This window comes from Sphingomonas sp. ERG5 (assembly GCF_000803065.1).
Taxonomy (GTDB): Bacteria; Pseudomonadota; Alphaproteobacteria; order Sphingomonadales; family Sphingomonadaceae; genus Sphingomonas.
Genome location: NZ_JSXI01000060.1, coordinates 1 through 15,934, shown reverse-complemented (window position 1 = coordinate 15,934; position 15,934 = coordinate 1). Strand labels below are relative to the sequence as shown.

15 protein-coding genes are annotated in these 15,934 nt (G+C 64.4%); 9 read left to right on the top strand and 6 right to left on the bottom strand.

From position 1 onward, the window contains the following. Positions 1-3 precede the first annotated feature (3 nt). Genes OO12_RS19180 through aroC form a run of 4 tightly spaced genes read left to right on the top strand, consistent with a single transcriptional unit; the run spans position 4 to position 3,222 of the window. Entirely contained in the window at positions 4-966 is a 963-nt protein-coding gene (locus OO12_RS19180) for a YihY/virulence factor BrkB family protein (protein WP_034160350.1), read from the top strand. Continuing rightward, complete coding sequence (fabI, locus tag OO12_RS19175; protein WP_082006657.1) at positions 963-1,790, top strand: enoyl-ACP reductase FabI; 828 nt, start codon at positions 963-965, stop codon at positions 1,788-1,790. Before OO12_RS19180 ends, fabI begins: the two co-directional genes overlap by 4 nt. Further along, on the top strand, positions 1,787-2,158 hold the full coding sequence (locus OO12_RS19170; RefSeq protein WP_034160348.1) for a VOC family protein: 372 nt from the start codon (positions 1,787-1,789) through the stop codon (positions 2,156-2,158). The genes fabI and OO12_RS19170 overlap by 4 nt, the downstream gene beginning before the upstream one ends. Further along, positions 2,155-3,222, top strand: coding sequence for a chorismate synthase (aroC, locus tag OO12_RS19165; RefSeq protein WP_034160347.1), 1,068 nt, complete (start codon positions 2,155-2,157; stop codon positions 3,220-3,222). Before OO12_RS19170 ends, aroC begins: the two co-directional genes overlap by 4 nt. Before the next feature lie 43 nt (positions 3,223-3,265). Here aroC and OO12_RS19160 read toward each other — a convergent pair whose 3' ends face one another. Both OO12_RS19160 and OO12_RS19155 read right to left on the bottom strand, forming a co-directional pair. Next, positions 3,266-3,778, bottom strand: coding sequence for a hypothetical protein (locus OO12_RS19160; RefSeq protein WP_235364888.1), 513 nt, complete (start codon positions 3,776-3,778; stop codon positions 3,266-3,268). Positions 3,779-3,809: 31 nt separating this feature from the next. Next, entirely contained in the window at positions 3,810-4,529 is a 720-nt protein-coding gene (locus tag OO12_RS19155; protein WP_235364887.1) for a DUF4198 domain-containing protein, read from the bottom strand. A 204-nt stretch (positions 4,530-4,733) separates the two neighbouring features. On the opposite strand from OO12_RS19155, the gene OO12_RS19150 reads away from it, so the two are divergent. The 3 genes from OO12_RS19150 (at position 4,734) to OO12_RS19140 (ending at position 8,421) form a co-directional block, all read left to right on the top strand. Next, positions 4,734-6,818, top strand: a complete 2,085-nt coding sequence (locus tag OO12_RS19150; RefSeq protein WP_235364885.1) for a TonB-dependent receptor domain-containing protein — start codon at positions 4,734-4,736, stop codon at positions 6,816-6,818. A 6-nt stretch (positions 6,819-6,824) separates the two neighbouring features. Beyond that, positions 6,825-7,562, top strand: a complete 738-nt coding sequence (locus OO12_RS19145; RefSeq protein ID WP_034160345.1) for an energy transducer TonB — start codon at positions 6,825-6,827, stop codon at positions 7,560-7,562. Positions 7,563-8,211: 649 nt separating this feature from the next. After that, positions 8,212-8,421 carry a hypothetical protein gene (locus OO12_RS19140; RefSeq protein WP_034160344.1) on the top strand — a complete coding sequence of 70 codons (210 nt, stop codon included), beginning with the start codon at positions 8,212-8,214 and terminating at the stop codon, positions 8,419-8,421. Positions 8,422-8,463: 42 nt separating this feature from the next. On the opposite strand, the gene OO12_RS19135 is transcribed toward OO12_RS19140, so the two are convergent. From OO12_RS19135 to OO12_RS19120, 4 genes are all read right to left on the bottom strand, one after another. Continuing rightward, a complete protein-coding gene (locus OO12_RS19135; protein WP_034160343.1) occupies positions 8,464-9,753 on the bottom strand; it encodes an adenylosuccinate synthase in 1,290 nt (429 codons plus the stop codon). Positions 9,754-9,762: 9 nt separating this feature from the next. After that, on the bottom strand, positions 9,763-10,869 hold the full coding sequence (locus OO12_RS19130; RefSeq protein ID WP_034160342.1) for an ATP phosphoribosyltransferase regulatory subunit: 1,107 nt from the start codon (positions 10,867-10,869) through the stop codon (positions 9,763-9,765). Between the two features lie 59 nt (positions 10,870-10,928). Next, positions 10,929-12,506 carry a phosphoglycerate dehydrogenase gene (serA, locus tag OO12_RS19125; RefSeq protein ID WP_034160341.1) on the bottom strand — a complete coding sequence of 526 codons (1,578 nt, stop codon included), beginning with the start codon at positions 12,504-12,506 and terminating at the stop codon, positions 10,929-10,931. Positions 12,507-12,616: 110 nt separating this feature from the next. Next, entirely contained in the window at positions 12,617-13,780 is a 1,164-nt protein-coding gene (locus OO12_RS19120; RefSeq protein ID WP_034160340.1) for a phosphoserine transaminase, read from the bottom strand. A gap of 162 nt (positions 13,781-13,942) precedes the next feature. Here OO12_RS19120 and OO12_RS19115 point away from each other — a divergent pair, with 162 nt between their 5' ends. Together OO12_RS19115 and OO12_RS19110 are read left to right on the top strand one after the other, a co-directional pair. Then, positions 13,943-14,608 carry an extensin family protein gene (locus tag OO12_RS19115; RefSeq protein ID WP_443024582.1) on the top strand — a complete coding sequence of 222 codons (666 nt, stop codon included), beginning with the start codon at positions 13,943-13,945 and terminating at the stop codon, positions 14,606-14,608. 91 nt (positions 14,609-14,699) lie between these two features. Then, complete coding sequence (locus OO12_RS19110; protein WP_034160338.1) at positions 14,700-15,584, top strand: TIGR00730 family Rossman fold protein; 885 nt, start codon at positions 14,700-14,702, stop codon at positions 15,582-15,584. Positions 15,585-15,934 lie beyond the last annotated feature (350 nt).

Here is a 15,934-nt window from a genome sequence, read left to right as displayed (position 1 = left end):
ATCGTGAAGGACGTCTCACCCGAATCCCCCGAGCAGCGCCTCAAGCGGCACGATGGGGGACGCCTCAGGCTGAGCCGTCATCTCGCTTTTGTCCGACCCGGCAGTTACGCGCGCGAAGTGGTCAAGCGCGTCGCGGTCGGCGTGTTCAACGACGGCTTCGTCCATGCCGGCAACCTTGCCTATCTGTCGCTGCTGACGCTCTTTCCCTTCTTCATCGTCGCGGCGGCGGTGGCGCGGCTGTTCGGGCGGACCGAGGAAGGGCTGCACACCGTCAACGCCTTTCTCCACACCGTCCCGCCGGGCGTCGCCGCGGTGCTGCAGACGCCGATCCATGACGTGCTGAACGCCCGGTCGGGGTCGCTGCTGTGGTTCGGCGCGATCGTCGGGCTGTGGACCACGGCGAGCTTTACCGAGACGATCCGCGACATATTGCGCCGCGCCTATGGCGTGCAGTTCGTCCGCCCCTTCTGGCAGTACCGGCTCTGGTCGATCGGGCTGATCCTCGCCTCGCTGATCCTCACGCTGATCGCGTTCAGCTTCCAGGTCATGCTGCTGGCGGTCGAACAATTCATCCTGCGCGTCCTGCCCTTCGCGGCGGGGGCGGCGAATATCGTGTCGCTGACCCGGATCGCGCCGGCCATCGCGCTGTTCGTCGCGCTCTACATGCTGTTCTATTCGCTCACCCCGCGAAAGTATCGCGAGAGCAAATGCCCGAAATGGCCCGGCGCGGCCTTCACCGCCGGCTGGTGGCTGCTGGTGACGGCGTTGCTGCCGCCGATCCTGGGCACATTGGGCAGTTATGACCGGACATATGGCAGTCTCGCGGGCGTGATGATTGCGCTGATTTTCTTTTTCTTTGTCGGTTTGGGTCTTGTTGTCGGCGCGCAGTTGAATGCGGCTCTAGCCGAAAGCGATGATGACGGAGTAGAGGAGGGTCGCGACACACAGGAGGCGACGACGGCGTGAATGATTTGATGAAGGGCAAGCGCGGGCTGATCATGGGCCTCGCCAATGATCGTTCGCTCGCCTGGGGGATCGCCAAGAAATTGAGCGAAGCCGGTGCGGAACTGGCCTTTAGCTACCAGGGCGAAGCGATGGAGAAGCGGGTGCGCCCGCTTGCCGAATCGCTCGGCAACGCCGGCACGGACGGAACCAACGGCCCGTTCCTGATCGATTGCGATGTGTCCGACATGGCCGCGCTGGACATGACCTTCGCCAGGCTTGGCGAGGTATGGCCGACCATCGACTTCGTGGTCCATGCGATCGGTTTTTCCGACAAGAACGAATTGCGCGGCGGCTATGTCGATACCAGCCTCGACAATTTCCTGATGACCATGAACGTCTCGGTCTATTCGTTCGTCGCGGTCGCGCAGCGCGCGGCGAAACTGATGCCGAACGGCGGCAGTCTGCTGACGCTCAGCTATTATGGCGCGGAAAAGGTCATCCCCCATTATAACGTGATGGGCGTGGCCAAGGCGGCGCTCGAGACCAGCGTGCAATATCTCGCGGTCGATCTCGGCCGCGACAATATCCGCGTCAATGCGATCTCGGCCGGGCCGATCAAGACGCTCGCCGCATCGGGCATCGGCGATTTCCGCCTGATCCTGAAATGGAACGAGCTCAACAGCCCATTGAAGCGCAACGTGACGATCGAGGATGTCGGCGGCTCGGCGCTGTATCTGCTCAGCGATCTCGCCAGCGGCGTGACCGGCGAAACGCATCATGTCGATGCCGGCTATAATGTGATCGGCATGAAGGCCGAGGACGCGCCTGATATCGCACTGGCATGATGGCGCTGACGCTCGACCATGTTCAGATCGCCGTTCCGGCGGGCGGCGAAGCGGCGGCCCGCCGCTTTTTCGGGGACGTGCTCGAACTGACGGAATTGCCCAAGCCGGCGGAACTGGTGGGACGCGGCGGATGCTGGTTCGCGCTTGGCGACCAGCAGCTTCATCTTGGCGTCGATCCGGACTTCACGGCAGCGAAGAAGGCGCATATCGCGCTCGCCACGGATGATCTTGCCGTGCTCGAGGCGCGACTGACGGCTGCCGGCTATCCCATCCGTACTGACTCGCCCGTCGGCGGCCATCGGCGCTTCTTCACCGAAGATCCGTTCGGCAATCGGCTCGAACTGATCGATACCGGAACCAGCGCATGAGCTTCAATACCTTCGGTCGGGTGTTCCGGTTCACCACCTGGGGCGAATCGCATGGACCCGCGCTCGGCGCGGTGGTCGATGGCTGCCCGCCGGGGCTGAGCCTGTCGGAGGCGGATATCCAGCCTTTCCTCGACAAACGCCGCCCGGGCACCTCGCGCTTCACCACGCAGCGTCAGGAACCCGATCAGGTCCGCATCCTGTCCGGCGTGTTCGAGGGCCGGACCACAGGCACGCCGATCAGCCTGATGATCGAGAATGTCGACCAGCGCTCGAAGGATTATTCCAACGTCGCCTTGGCCTATCGCCCGGGCCATGCCGACTATGCCTATGATGCGAAATACGGCTTTCGCGACTATCGCGGCGGCGGACGATCCTCCGCGCGCGAGACGGCGGCGCGGGTCGCCGCCGGCGCGGTTGCGCGGCTGGTCATCCCCGAAGTCCGGATTCGCGCCTGGGTCGAGGCGATCGGCGGCGACGCGATCGACCCGGCCAATTTCGATGCGCACCAGATCGACGCCAATCCCTTTTTCTGCCCCGATGCTGCCGCTGCGGCGCGCTGGGAAGCGCTGGTCGATGGCGCGCGCAAGGCGGGATCGTCGCTCGGCGCGGTGATCGCGTGCGAAGCGACCGGCGTTCCCGCCGGCTGGGGCGCGCCGCTTTATGCCAAGCTCGATGCCGAACTCGCCTCGGCATGCATGAGCATCAATGCGGTCAAGGGCGTCGAGATCGGCGACGGCTTCGATGCGGCGAAATTGCGCGGTGAGGATAATGCCGACGCCATGCGCCCCGGCCCGGACGGCCCCGAATTCCTCGCCAACCATGCCGGCGGCATTGCCGGCGGGATCGCGACCGGCCAGCCGGTGCGCCTGCGCGTCGCATTCAAGCCGACCAGCTCGATCCTGACGCCGGTCGAAACGATCGACCGCAATGGCGAAGCGACCGAAATCGCCACCAAGGGCCGCCACGATCCCTGTGTCGGCATTCGCGGCGCCCCGGTGGTCGAGGCAATGGTCGCGCTGGTGCTGGCCGACCAGAAATTGCTCCACCGCGCCCAATGCGGCTGAAGCGATAGGATGCTGTTCCCCGGCCCGGACCGGGGAGCCGGCATCACCCGGTGGTGGCACCATCGGCTGTGGCCCGTGCGGCGTCGCGGGCGGCCTGTTTGGACGCCACGGCCGCGACATCGGTGGCCGTCACCACGGCATTCTTGTCATCGTCCATTCCTGCAAAGGAGCGTTCACCCGACGCGTCATATTCCGCCTTCTGCATTTTCTGATCCTTGTCCTTGTCCAGCACGCCGAAGCGGACATGGGTCTGGCGGATCTGGCGCTGACGCTCTTCGGTCTTCTTCTCCTCGCTGAGCGTAGACGCGGCGAGCTGCTTTTCGAGCCGCGCGGAATATTCGGCGAGATACTCCGCATCTGAAACCCAGCCATCCTTGTTGCTGTCGGTGGCATTGAACCGCGCGGTGCGGACCGCATCGAATTCAGCGCGAGTCACCTGGCCATCGCCATTCATATCATAGTCGGCGATGAAGTTTTTGCCGTCATGCGGCGCGGCGGCGAGCGGTGCGGCAAGAATGACGGTGGCGACCGCCGCCGCGGTGAAGATCGATTTCATTGTCATGACTCCTGTGAAAAGGGCGCGCGGTTCAGGCCGCATCGAAGGCAAGTGTATAGGTGTAGCTGCGCCAGGGCGTTTCAGCCCCGGCCGGCGCCGCGCTGCGGTGGCGCACCAGGATCAGATAGGTGCCGGCATCGTCGGGCTTGAGGGTGAAGCGGCCGGCATTGTCGCTCTTGGTCTGCGCTGCGACCTTGCGGCCGTCATGCACGCCCGCGCTGCGGAACAAGGTCACATCGGCATCGGCCAGCGGCTTGCCGTCGAACAGCAGCACGAAACTGGCCGCAGCGCCCGCACTGATGCTGTTGGGATGAGTCACCGCCTGGATTTCCAGCGCAGCCCCGATCGGCTTGAGTGCCGCTTGGGTCGGCTGGCCGCGTGTCACATAGGCATCGGCCAGCGTCATGCTCTGCACCTCGACCAGCGTGACGCCGTTCGGCACCGCGCCGCCGCCTTCACCGCGCACCACCCATTTCTCGCCCTCGCGATACATCGTGCCCTTGCGACCCGCGCGCTGCCCGGTGGTGATGCGGTAAGTGCCGTCGCGCTTGAGGTCCGCCTCGAAGATCGACAGGTCGCGCAAATAGGTCACGGGTCCGACATCACCGCGTGCGCCGTCCGGCCCGAGCAGATGGAAGGGCGCGTCGCGCATCGCCACTTCCGGCACGAACGCATCCTCCGCGAAGGATGATTCAACCGTTACGTGATCGCCCTTACCCACATCGAACGACGTCGGGAGAACATAGGGCATATGGGCGCTAGCGGCGGCGCCCCCAAAAACTGCCATGGCCATTGCGGCCAAGGCGACGGAATTCATCAACGGCTTCATGAAATATCCCCTTCGGCCTGCTCAATATCGATATTGAGAATCACTTGCAATATCGTATTTTCCCTGTAGGTGAGCGCCGCGGTCCGGGTCGAACCAACGGCCCGGACGATCCGGGGACCAATGATGATGAACAGGAAAGCGCCGCTTCTCGCGGGCATCGCACTGCTGACACTTGCAGCGCCCGCTCATGCACAGGACAGCGCGGCTGCGGATGCAGAGACCACTCAGCTCTCGCTCGACCGCCTCGTCATTTCCGCTGGCGCCGAAAAGGTCGCGATCGACACGCCCCAGGCCGTCACCGTGCTCGATCAGGACGATATCGACCAGACCCAGGCAAGCACCATGGGCGACCTGCTGGAAGGAATACCGGGCGTGAATGTCCAAGGCGGCGTCGGCGCGCTGGGACAGGGCTTCAACATTCGCGGCATGGGCACCGCGATCGGCGATTCCGACAATCGCATCCTGATCACGGTCGATGGCGTGACCAAATTCTACGAACAATATCGCATGGGCGCCTTTTTCAGCGAGCCCGAACTGTACAAGCGGGTCGAGGTGCTGCGTGGCCCGGCCTCCTCCACGCTGTACGGCGCGGGCGCCTTGGCTGGAGTGATCAACTTCACCACCAAGGACGCGTCGGACTTTCTCAAGGATGGCGACCCGCTCGCGGTCAGGCTGAAGGCCGCGACCGAAACCAATGCCGAAGGTCATACCCTGTCGGGCATCGTCGCGGTCGAGCCACTGAGCGGCGTAGAGTTGCTGGGCAATTACAACTACCGGCGCAGCAAGGATTACAAGGACGGCAACGGCAAGGTCGTGCCAGCCTCCTCCGCCCAGTCGGACAATTTCCTGCTCAAGGGCCGCGTCTCGATCGGCGGCAATCGCAAGCATGCGATCTTTGCTTCCTATCAGGACTGGGTGAGCGACGGGCCGCAAGTCTATGACCAGATTTCGGCCGCGACCGGCAGTTCGCTGATGCGCCGCCGCGTCCACGACAAGACCGCAGTGCTTGGCTATGTCAACGATTTCGACGGCAGCAAGCTGCTCAATGTCGAGGCGCAGCTGTCCTACACCAATACGCTGGTGCACCAGACCGAGACGACGTTCCTCGGCGCCAATCTCGATCATTCCGACTTTTCCTATAAGGGCTGGCAGGGCAGGCTGCAGAACACCAGCAAGTTCGACCTGGGCGGCGACTGGACCAGCTTCCTGATCGTCGGTGCGCAATGGAACGAACAGCAGCGCCGCAACCCGCGCGTGGCCTTCAACGGCACGGTGACGCCGGGCGCGGGCACGCATCCCGAAGGCGATATGACCAAATACGGCCTGTTCGCGCAGCTCGAAATTTCCTGGTCGGACAAACTGATGATCATCCCCGGCGCACGGGTCGACTGGACCGACCTGAAGCCCGGCGCGACGGTCGTCGGCGGCACCGTGCTGACCAGGCGCGTGAAGGACAGCGGCGTGTCGCCCAAGATCGCGGCGATCTATTCGCTCACTGACTGGCTCGGTGTCTTCGGGTCGGCCGCACGCACGGTGCGCATGCCCAATATCGACGAGATCTTCACGCGCAGCGCGACGCGCCCGTCGAACCCCGATCTGCGCCCCGAAACGTCCGACAATTACGAAGCGGGCTTCACGCTGTCGTTCGACGGACTGGCCGGACGAACCGACAAGCTGCGGCTGAAGACCACGGTCTTCCGCAACAATGTGAAGGACCTGATCATCAACGCCGCCGGGGTCGCCGGAACACCCTATTTCACCAATGTCGGCCGCTCGCGCTTCACCGGCGTCGAGGTCGAGGCGGAATATGGCATTGGCGGTTTCTTCGCGCGCGGCAACATGTCCTTCATCAACGGCAAGGATCGGCTGACGGGCAAATATCTGAACACCATCCCGGCCAATGATTATCGCCTGACGCTCGGTTATGCCGATGCCAGAACCGGCTTGTCGGGCGGCTGGACCGGCGAGTTCGCCGAACGCCAGAACAAGGTCAACACCGGGGCTTTCTCATCGGCGGGATCCGGATTGGCGACGCCGGGCTATAACGTCCACAACCTGTTCTTCGCATTCAAGCCGCGGAGCGGCGCGGCCGAAGGGTTCGAATTCCGCATCGCCGCCGACAATGTCTTCGACAAGGCGTTCCGACGCCATCTGTCGTCGCTCGCAGCCGAGGGACAGACGTTCAAGTTCACGGTCGCAAAGACCTTCTAGCGGGCGATGAAGGGGTCTTTCCACCTTGGCCTTCCCGCCATCTGTTCGCTGGCGGTCAACGGGCTGTTGCTGCTCGGGCTGCTGCAACTCGGCATCGGCCAGCAGCGCGCGCGCAAGGAGGCGGCCGCGTTGACGGTCATGTCGCTGGCCGTGCCGTTAGGGGCGGAAGACGCGCAAGACGACCAGCAGGCGGAACAGGAGCAGCCGCAACCCGCCGCTCCGGTTCCGCCGCCCGTACCTCTCCCAAACGCCAAGGCCATTCTGCCGGCCCCGCCACTGCCAGTCACCCCGCCCGCCCTGTCGGTCGTGGCCGCCCATGCCGCGGCACAACCCGCCGCGGTATCCGAACCCGCCCCGGCGGCATCGGTAGCATCGGCAGACGCCGCGGCGAGCACCGCACCGCCGCCGCGCAAGGGCGCAGCGGACAGCTTCGACAGCAGCGCACCGGCCGGCAACAGCCGCAGCTATGCCGCCAGGATTCGCTCCTGGCTCTACGCGCACAAGACCTATCCGCGCCGCTCGCGCATGCGGCGGGAGGAAGGCGTGGTGCGGGTCCGCTTCACCCTCGATCGCCAGGGCCAGTTGCTCGAGGGCCGGGTGATCGAACGCTCGGGCTTTCCCGCGCTCGACGAAGAGGGACAAGCAATGCTGTCACGCGCCTCCCCCTATCCCGCCGCCCCGCAGGAAGTGCCGGGCACCCGCATCGAATTCACCGTACCGCTGGAATGGCGTTTACCGACTTAAACTGGCCGGGCAGAAGGCGGCTCGAATCCTGCCGTTCGCCCACGCTAGAGCCCTTTTCCAGAAACGGGTCGCAGCCGCGATTGGACAGTTGCGGACGCTCCCGAAACCACTCACTATGGGCCATGCGAACGGTTCGACTAAGTCTGCTGGCAGGGACCTTTGCTTTAACGGCCTGCTCCGAACAGCCGAAACGCGAGACTTGGGCGGTCGTGGTCAGTATTGCGCCGCAAATAAACCCGAAATGGGATGCCGACGAAGTGGTGGTCACAGCGCGAAGTCAGAATGGCATCCTCGGAGCAAAATCCGTTTTGGCTGCGCGCCTCAACTGCCGCGTGGGCGATACGGTTCACGCGTCGATACGTGGCCTAACGCTGACACTGGATGACCGCGCCTGCCAACGTTGAGGTACGCTTTCCATCAACATTGGAGTCGTATCGAATTCGCCGCGCCGATCGAATGACGCCTGCCAATCCAGGTGGCGTCGATCAGAAATTGCGACGCTCGGCTCAATATAGCCGAAAAAGCAGTTGCCTCACGGGAAAATTGTTCGAATCTTACGACAGGACGAGCACCACACCGGACCGTATCCCGACCCGGGCCGTTCCTTTCCAGATCCCTCGATCAGGAGGGTATAACGGGAGCTGGACCTATGCGTATTACCACGATGATGAGTGTGGCCGTTCTTGGCCTGTCGACCGCCGCGCTGGCCAACATGACCACCGCACCAGGCCAGTCGACCACCAACAACATCATAACCAACAACGCGATAGTCGAAACGCCGATGACCAACGACATGCCGATGGACAACGCTGCCACCAGACCGACCACTCCGGCGCCGAACGGCACCGAACCGAAATAGGCTTTTCCGGTCCTTCACGGAGGATGTGAAGGACCGGACGTTTCAATCCGCGAAGGGATCGCGGACCAGGATCGTGTCCTCGCGCTCCGGACTGGTCGAGACCAGAGCCACCGGACAATGGATCAACTCCTCGATGCGGCGGATATATTTGATCGCCTGCGCCGGCAAATCGGCCCAGCTGCGCGCACCCGCCGTGGTCTCGCTCCAGCCCGGCATGCTCTCATAGATCGGCACGACCCGGGCCTGGTCGGCGGCATGCGCCGGGAAATAGTTCAGTGTCTCTTCGCCGAGCCGGTATCCGGTGCAGATCTTCACTTCGTCGAAGCCGTCGAGCACGTCGATCTTGGTCAGCGCAATGCCGGTGATGCCGCCGACCGCCGCAGATTGCCGCACCAGCACCGCATCGAACCAGCCACAACGGCGCTTGCGTCCAGTGACGGTGCCGAATTCATGCCCGCGCTGGCCCAGCCGCTCGCCGGTCTCGTCCTCCAGCTCGGTCGGGAACGGCCCCGAACCGACTCGTGTCGTATAAGCTTTGGCGATGCCGAGCACGAAACCGACCGCGCTGGGGCCAAGCCCCGATCCACCCGCCGCCGTGCCGGAAATCGTGTTCGACGAGGTGACGAACGGATAGGTGCCGTGATCGACATCGAGCAGCACGCCCTGCGCGCCTTCGAACAGGATGCGCTTGCCGCGCGACCGCGCCTCGTTGAGATTGCGCCATACCGGCTTGGCGAAGGACAGCACGAAATCGGCGATCGCGCGCAGTTCCTCGACCAGCGCGGCGCGATCGATCGGCGGCTCGCCGAACCCGGCACGCAGCGCATCGTGATGCGCGGTGAGCCGGTCGAGCTGCGCATCGAGCGCATCGAGATGCGCCAGGTCGCAGACGCGGATCGCGCGCCGGCCGACCTTGTCCTCATAGGCCGGGCCAATGCCGCGCCGCGTCGTGCCGATCTTGCCTGCGCCGCTCGCATCCTCGCGCAGCGAATCGAGATCGCGGTGGAACGGCAGGATCAGCGCGCAATTGTCGGCGATCATCAGCGTGTCGGGGGTGATCGTCACGCCCTGCCCGGCAAGCTTCTCGACTTCGGCCTTGAGCGCCCAGGGATCGAGCACCACGCCATTGCCGATCACCGAGGGCGTCCCGCGCACAATGCCCGAAGGCAGCAGCGACAGCTTATAGACCTTCTCGCCAACGACCAGCGTATGGCCGGCATTGTGCCCGCCCTGGAAACGGACCACGACATCGGCACGCTCGGCCAGCCAGTCGACGATCTTGCCCTTGCCTTCATCGCCCCATTGGGCGCCGATGACCGCTACATTTGCCATGGTAGATCCTTAGAGTGGGCGGGCTTCGCTGCCGACCAGTATGTGAGTGCAGAGTTGCGCTTCCGGCGTATCGCCGGCTTCGAGCGCGGTGACGGCGACCCAGCCCTGGCCACGCATTGCGGCGGACAGCGCAGGATCGGTACCGAGCGGAACGAACAGGCGGCGGCGATCGATATCGCCAAGCCCGGCCGCAACGATCGCATCGGCATAGAGCGAGAAACCGATCGCCGCTTCTTCGGCGCCGTCCTCATGAACGATGGTGTAGCTGCCGCCGCGCCCGATCTCGCCAAGCACGCCATCGGCGAAGATCGAGAAGCCAAGCCAGGTCTGATACTCGAACCCGTGCCGTTCGGTCGGGTCAAGCGTCAGCGCGACGCGGCCCTTGAGCCCCCCGGCGATGCTCCACAATCCATCGAGTCGCGAGGTCAATGTCCCGCCCGCGTCGAACGCGCAAAGCCGATTATGCGCCGCCTCGAACGGTCCAGCCGCCTCGATCAACGGCAGATAGGCCGGCGCGATCGCCGCGACGCCGCCGGCATCCTTGGCATCGAGCCGGTCGCGCAACGCATCGATCTGCCCCGCATCGACCGGAAATGGTCCGGCGGCAAGGACATCGACCAGGTCGGGCAAGGTGAAATCGATCGACACCCCAGTGACCCCTGCCGCGGCCAGCGCCTCGACCACGACCTCGACGATCTCGCGCGCCGCGGCGACGGTATCGAGTCCAATCAGCTCGCAGCCGATCTGGCGCAGTTCACGCTCGGGACGAAGCTGCGATGCACGCAGCTTGAGCACCGGCCCCGCATAAGCGAGCCGCACCGGGCGCGGATGATGGCCCATGCGCGTCGCCGCGATTCGCCCGATCTGCGCCGTCATGTCGGGGCGGATCGCCAGCGTTGCCTGGCTGACCGGATCGACGAAGCGCACCGCGTCCTGGGTCCGTGCGGATTTGAGCCGGCCGGCCAGCCCTGCCTCGAACTCGGCCAGCGCCGGATCGACACGCTCATAGCCATGGGAATGCGCCGCCCCGAGGATCGCCTGTTCGAGACGCGCGGCGGCATCGGCGAACGGCGGCAGCCGGTCACGAAAACCTTCGGGAAGCAGTGCGTGGGTCATGTCGGAAGCCCTCTGCACTAACCGGCATTCCGGCGCAAAGCCGGAATGCCGGTTGAGGTTCAGAAGGACAGCCCCATTGCGGTGCGCACGCCCGACAGGCCGCGTACCTTGGCAAGCAGGTCCTGCGTCACCGGCTCGTCGACCGACAGCAGCAGAATCGCCTCGCCGCCGGCATTGCGCCGACCGAGGTGGAAAGTGCCGATATTGACCTCCGCCTCGCCGAGCAGCGAGCCGAGCCGGCCGATAAAGCCGGGCGCGTCCTCATTGACGACATAGAGCATATTGCCGGCGAGATCGGCTTCGACCTTGATGCCGAACAGTTCGACCAGACGCGGCGCGGCATCGCCGAACAAGGTGCCCGCGACCGACCGGTCGCCCGCATCGGTCTTCACCGTCACGCGCAGCAGCGTGTGGTAATCGCCTTCGCGGTCATGGCGTACCTCGCGCACGTCGATCCCGCGCTCCTTGGCCAGATAGGGCGCATTGACCATATTCACCGTGTCGGTGTGGACGCGCATCAGCCCGGCGAGCACGGCGCTGGTGATCGGCTTCTGGTTAAGCGACGCGGCAGCGCCCTCGACCTCGATCGCGATGCCCGACAGCGCGCCGTGCGCCAGCTGCCCGATCAGGCTGCCGAGCTTTTCGGCCAGCGCCATGTACGGCTTCAGTTTCGGCGCTTCCTCAGCCGACAGGCTCGGGACGTTGAGCGCATTGGTCACGCCGCCCGACACCAGATAATCGGCCATCTGCTCGGCGACCTGGATCGCGACATTGACTTGCGCCTCATTGGTCGACGCGCCGAGATGCGGCGTGGACACGAAGTTCGCCGTGCCGAACAACGGGCTTTCCTTGGCCGGCTCGGTCACGAACACGTCGAGCGCCGCTCCACCGATATGGCCCGAATCGAGTCCCGCTTTCAGCGCCACTTCGTCGATCAGTCCGCCCCGCGCGCAATTGATGATGCGCACGCCCGGCTTGGTCTTCGCCAGATTCTCCGCCGACAGGATGTTGCGCGTCTGGTCGGTCAGCGGTGTGTGCAACGTGATGAAATCGGCGCGCGCGAGCAGATCCTCGAGCGTGACTTTCTCCACGCCCATTTCGATCGCGCGCTCCGGGGTCAGGAACGGATCGAACGCGACGACCTTCATGCGCAGTCCGCGCGCACGATCGGCGACGATCGAGCCGATATTGCCCGCACCGATCAGGCCGAGCGTCTTGCTGGTCAGCTCGACGCCCATGAAGCGGTTCTTCTCCCACTTGCCCGCTTGAGTCGACGCGTCGGCTTCGGGCAGCTGGCGGGCAAGCGCGAACATCAGCGCGATGGCATGTTCCGCCGTGGTGATCGAATTGCCGAACGGGGTGTTCATGACGACGACGCCCTGCGCTGACGCGGCGGGGATATCGACATTGTCGACGCCGATCCCGGCACGGCCGATCACCTTGAGGTTCTTCGCCGCGGCGAGGATCGCCTTGGTCACCTTGGTCGAGCTGCGGATCGCAAGACCATCATAGTCGCCGATGATCGCGATCAGTTCTTCCGGGGTCTTGCCGGTGATCTCGTCGACCTCGACGCCGCGTTCGCGGAAGATCTGCGCGGCTTTGGGATCCATCTGGTCGGAAATGAGGACTTTAGGCATGGTTTGGGTAGCTTTCTGTGTCTTCGTCATCCCCACGAAAGCGGGATCCCGCTTCTTCGGTCCGGGGAAAGGCAGCGGGATTCCCGCTTTCGCGGGAATGACGGGAAGGATCAGGCAGTGACGGTCGCGTAGGCCCAGTCGAGCCATGGGCCGAGCGCGACGATGTCCGCGGTGTCGACGGTCGCACCACACCAGATGCGCAGGCCGGCCGGGGCATCGCGATAGCCGGCGATGTCATAGGCCGCGCCGGCCTTTTCGAGCAGGCCGGCGAACGCCTTGATCATCGCCTCATCGGCACCTTCGACGGTCAGGCAGACGCTGGTCTTCGACCGCGACGCTTCGTCCGCAGCAAGATGGCCAAGCCATGAACGCTCGGACACGATCTTGTCGAGCGCCGCCGCATTGGCATCCGACCGCGCGATCAGCCCTTCGGCGCCGCCGACCGACTTGCCCCATTCGAGCGCCGCAATGGCGTCCTCGACCGCGAGCATCGACGGGGTGTTGATCGTCTCGCCCTTGAACACGCCTTCGGTCAGCTTGCCCTTCGACACCAGGCGGAAGACCTTGGGCAGCGGCCATTTCGGCGTGTAATTTTCGAGCCGCCCGACCGCGCGGGCACCAAGGATCAGGACGCCATGACCGCCTTCGCCGCCCAGCACTTTCTGCCACGAGAAGGTCGCGACATCGATCTTGTCCCACGGAATGTCATAAGCGAACACCGCGCTGGTCGCGTCGGCGAAGCTCAGACCCGCACGATCGTCGGCAATCCAGTCGCCATTCGGCACGCGCACGCCCGACGTGGTGCCGTTCCAGGTGAACAGCACGTCATTCGACCAGTCGACCTGACCCAGATCGGGCAGCTGGCCGTAATCGGCACGGACGATGGTGGGATCGAGCCCGAGCTGCTTGACCGCATCGGTCACCCAGCCTTCGCCAAAGCTTTCCCAAGCCAGCGCGGTGACCGGCTTCGCGCCGAGCATGGTCCACATCGCCATCTCGAACGCGCCGGTGTCGGAGCCGGGGACGATGCCGATACGGTGGGTGTCGGGCAGCTTGAGCAGTTCGCGCATCAGGTCGATGCAATATTGCAGCCGGGTCTTGCCGATCTTCGAGCGATGTGAGCGCCCAAGCGATTCGGTGGCCAGATTGGCGGCGGCCCAGCCGGGAGGCTTGGCGCAGGGACCGGAGGAAAAATAGGGACGCGCAGGGAGAACAGCGGGCTGTTCGGGTTGCGCAAGCGTAGCATGCGCAGTGTGCGCAGGTAACTCAGTCATGTAGTCTCTCCTTACAGAGAGCACGCGCGGCGTTGGGACCGCGTGGCCCGTCGACGGCCCTAGCGATGTGGCGTCTTGTGTCAATCGGACTTTCCGCACCGCACAACGATTACAGCGCTTCGACCGCTGGACGTTTATCGCGCCGGCGCTATGCCGAATCGAGTGAATCGCGCGCTCGTTCTGCTCCTCCCCCTATTGCTGTCCGGCTGCCTGTTCGGCGGCGGCGACAACGATCGCCCGGCACCGCGGCGCGACACGCAGCCGGCGAGGGTAGACCTCCCGACGTCGCGCGAGACACGCGCCTGCTATGCGGATCTGTCGCGCGACAATATCCAGTTCAGCCCCTTGCCCGATCGCGACTTTGGCGGCGGCTGCAACATGGTCGGCACGGTGCAGCTGATCGATATCGGCGTACCGGTGACCGGCATAAAGGGCATGCGCTGCGGCCTTGCCCTGGCCTTTGTCGGCTGGGCACGCAATGGCGTCGCGCCCGCCGCGCGGCAAATGCTCGGCAGCGACCTGGTGAAGATCGAAACCTATGGCACCTATGCCTGCCGCAAGATCGTCGGCAGCGCGGGCAATAGCAGCCGATTATCGGGCCACGCCATCGCTAATGCGGTCGATGTCTCGGCCTTTGTGCTGCGCGACGGGCGGCGCATCAGCATCGAGCAGGGCTGGCGATCGGACGACCGCGATGTGCAGGCGTTCCTGCGCACGGTCCGCGCCTCCGCCTGCAAGCGGCTCGGCACGGTGCTCAGCCCGGATTATAATGCGGTGCACTACAACCATCTGCACCTCGAGGATGATCACGCCAACTTCTGCCGCTGAGTTGGTTTTTGGCGGCGACGCCCTTGGCTGAATCCGACCCGGCAAATCTACAACGCTTCTAACCTCCGCCACTTTGCTCTAAAGTGCCGGGATGAGTGATACACATGTACCGTCGCGGGTCTTTCCGCGCGCCCGCCAGGATGCCGAAACCGCCAAGACCGGCATCAGCACCCCGCAAACCGAAAATCCGGCTTACAAGCTCGCCTTCCAGGACCTTGATTTCCTGCTGCGCGAGGATTTGCGTCCGGTCCGTTTCCAGCTTGAGCTGCTCAAGACCCAGTTGGTGCTCGACGAGGCCAATATCGCCTCAACCTTCGTCTTCTACGGCTCGGCGCGAATCCCCGAACCGGCCAAGGCACAGGCATTGCTCGAACTGGCGCAGGGCGAAGAGGCGATCCGTATCGCCGAGAGCCTGATCGCCAAGTCGAAATATTACGACGTCGCGCGCGAACTCGCCGCCAAAGCCAGCCAGTTTCCTCGCGATACCGAGGGCAAGCGCCATTTCGTGGTCTGCTCGGGCGGCGGCCCGTCGATCATGGAAGCGGCCAATCGCGGTGCCGCCGATGTCGGCCAGGAATCGATCGGCCTCAACATCGTCCTGCCGCATGAGCAGGCGCCCAATCCCTATGTGACGCCATCCTTGAGCGTTCAGTTCCATTATTTCGCGCTGCGCAAGATGCACTTCCTGCTCCACGCCCGCGCGCTCGCCGCCTTCCCGGGCGGGTTCGGCACGTTCGACGAACTGTTCGAACTGCTCACCCTGATCCAGACCGGCAAGATCCAGCCGATCCCGGTGCTGCTCTATGGCCGGGACTTCTGGAACCGGGTGGTCAATTTCGAGGCGCTGGTCGAGGAAGGCGTGGTGTCGCCGCGCGACATGAGCATCTTCAAATTCGTCGAAACCGCCGAAGAAGGCTGGCAGGTCGTTCGCGACTTCTATCGCGAACGGCCCGAGACCGGCGTGGTGCTCGACTAGCGGCAGCAGCATTTTTAGGGGAATTACCTCGCTTCGACGGCCCCGGACCAGATCCGGGGCCGTCGAAGCGCTGTTTGCGCCGATCATGCGCGAGCCGGTGGCGCCGCTGACGCCGCTGACGCCGCTGACGCCGCTGACGCCGCTGACGCCGCGGCACTCCTGTTTCGGACGATAAGAAAGAACGCGCCGGTATTCCGGCACGGGATGACATGCCCCACCCCGAGTGACGGTTGAATCGCCGCCGGCGACCGCATTGCCGGGAAGGGGCGGGAGGAGATATGTTACACCGGTATGTAACATATCCATGTCGCTTATTCAGGCCGCCGCCTCGATCTCGCGCCATATAATAT

Bases quoted from the DNA above. Each gene is read 5' to 3' on its own strand.
- OO12_RS19170 (WP_034160348.1), top strand. From the start codon at position 1,787: ATGATGGCGCTGACGCTCGACCATGTTCAGATCGCCGTTCCGGCGGGC.
- aroC (WP_034160347.1), top strand. From the start codon at position 2,155: ATGAGCTTCAATACCTTCGGTCGGGTGTTCCGGTTCACCACCTGGGGC.
- OO12_RS19160 (WP_235364888.1), bottom strand. From the start codon at position 3,778: ATGAAATCGATCTTCACCGCGGCGGCGGTCGCCACCGTCATTCTTGCC.
- OO12_RS19155 (WP_235364887.1), bottom strand. From the start codon at position 4,529: ATGCCCTATGTTCTCCCGACGTCGTTCGATGTGGGTAAGGGCGATCAC.
- OO12_RS19150 (WP_235364885.1), top strand. From the start codon at position 4,734: ATGAACAGGAAAGCGCCGCTTCTCGCGGGCATCGCACTGCTGACACTT.
- OO12_RS19145 (WP_034160345.1), top strand. From the start codon at position 6,825: ATGAAGGGGTCTTTCCACCTTGGCCTTCCCGCCATCTGTTCGCTGGCG.
- OO12_RS19140 (WP_034160344.1), top strand. From the start codon at position 8,212: ATGCGTATTACCACGATGATGAGTGTGGCCGTTCTTGGCCTGTCGACC.
- OO12_RS19135 (WP_034160343.1), bottom strand. From the start codon at position 9,753: ATGGCAAATGTAGCGGTCATCGGCGCCCAATGGGGCGATGAAGGCAAG.
- OO12_RS19130 (WP_034160342.1), bottom strand. From the start codon at position 10,869: ATGACCCACGCACTGCTTCCCGAAGGTTTTCGTGACCGGCTGCCGCCG.
- serA (WP_034160341.1), bottom strand. From the start codon at position 12,506: ATGCCTAAAGTCCTCATTTCCGACCAGATGGATCCCAAAGCCGCGCAG.
- OO12_RS19120 (WP_034160340.1), bottom strand. From the start codon at position 13,780: ATGACTGAGTTACCTGCGCACACTGCGCATGCTACGCTTGCGCAACCC.
- OO12_RS19110 (WP_034160338.1), top strand. From the start codon at position 14,700: ATGAGTGATACACATGTACCGTCGCGGGTCTTTCCGCGCGCCCGCCAG.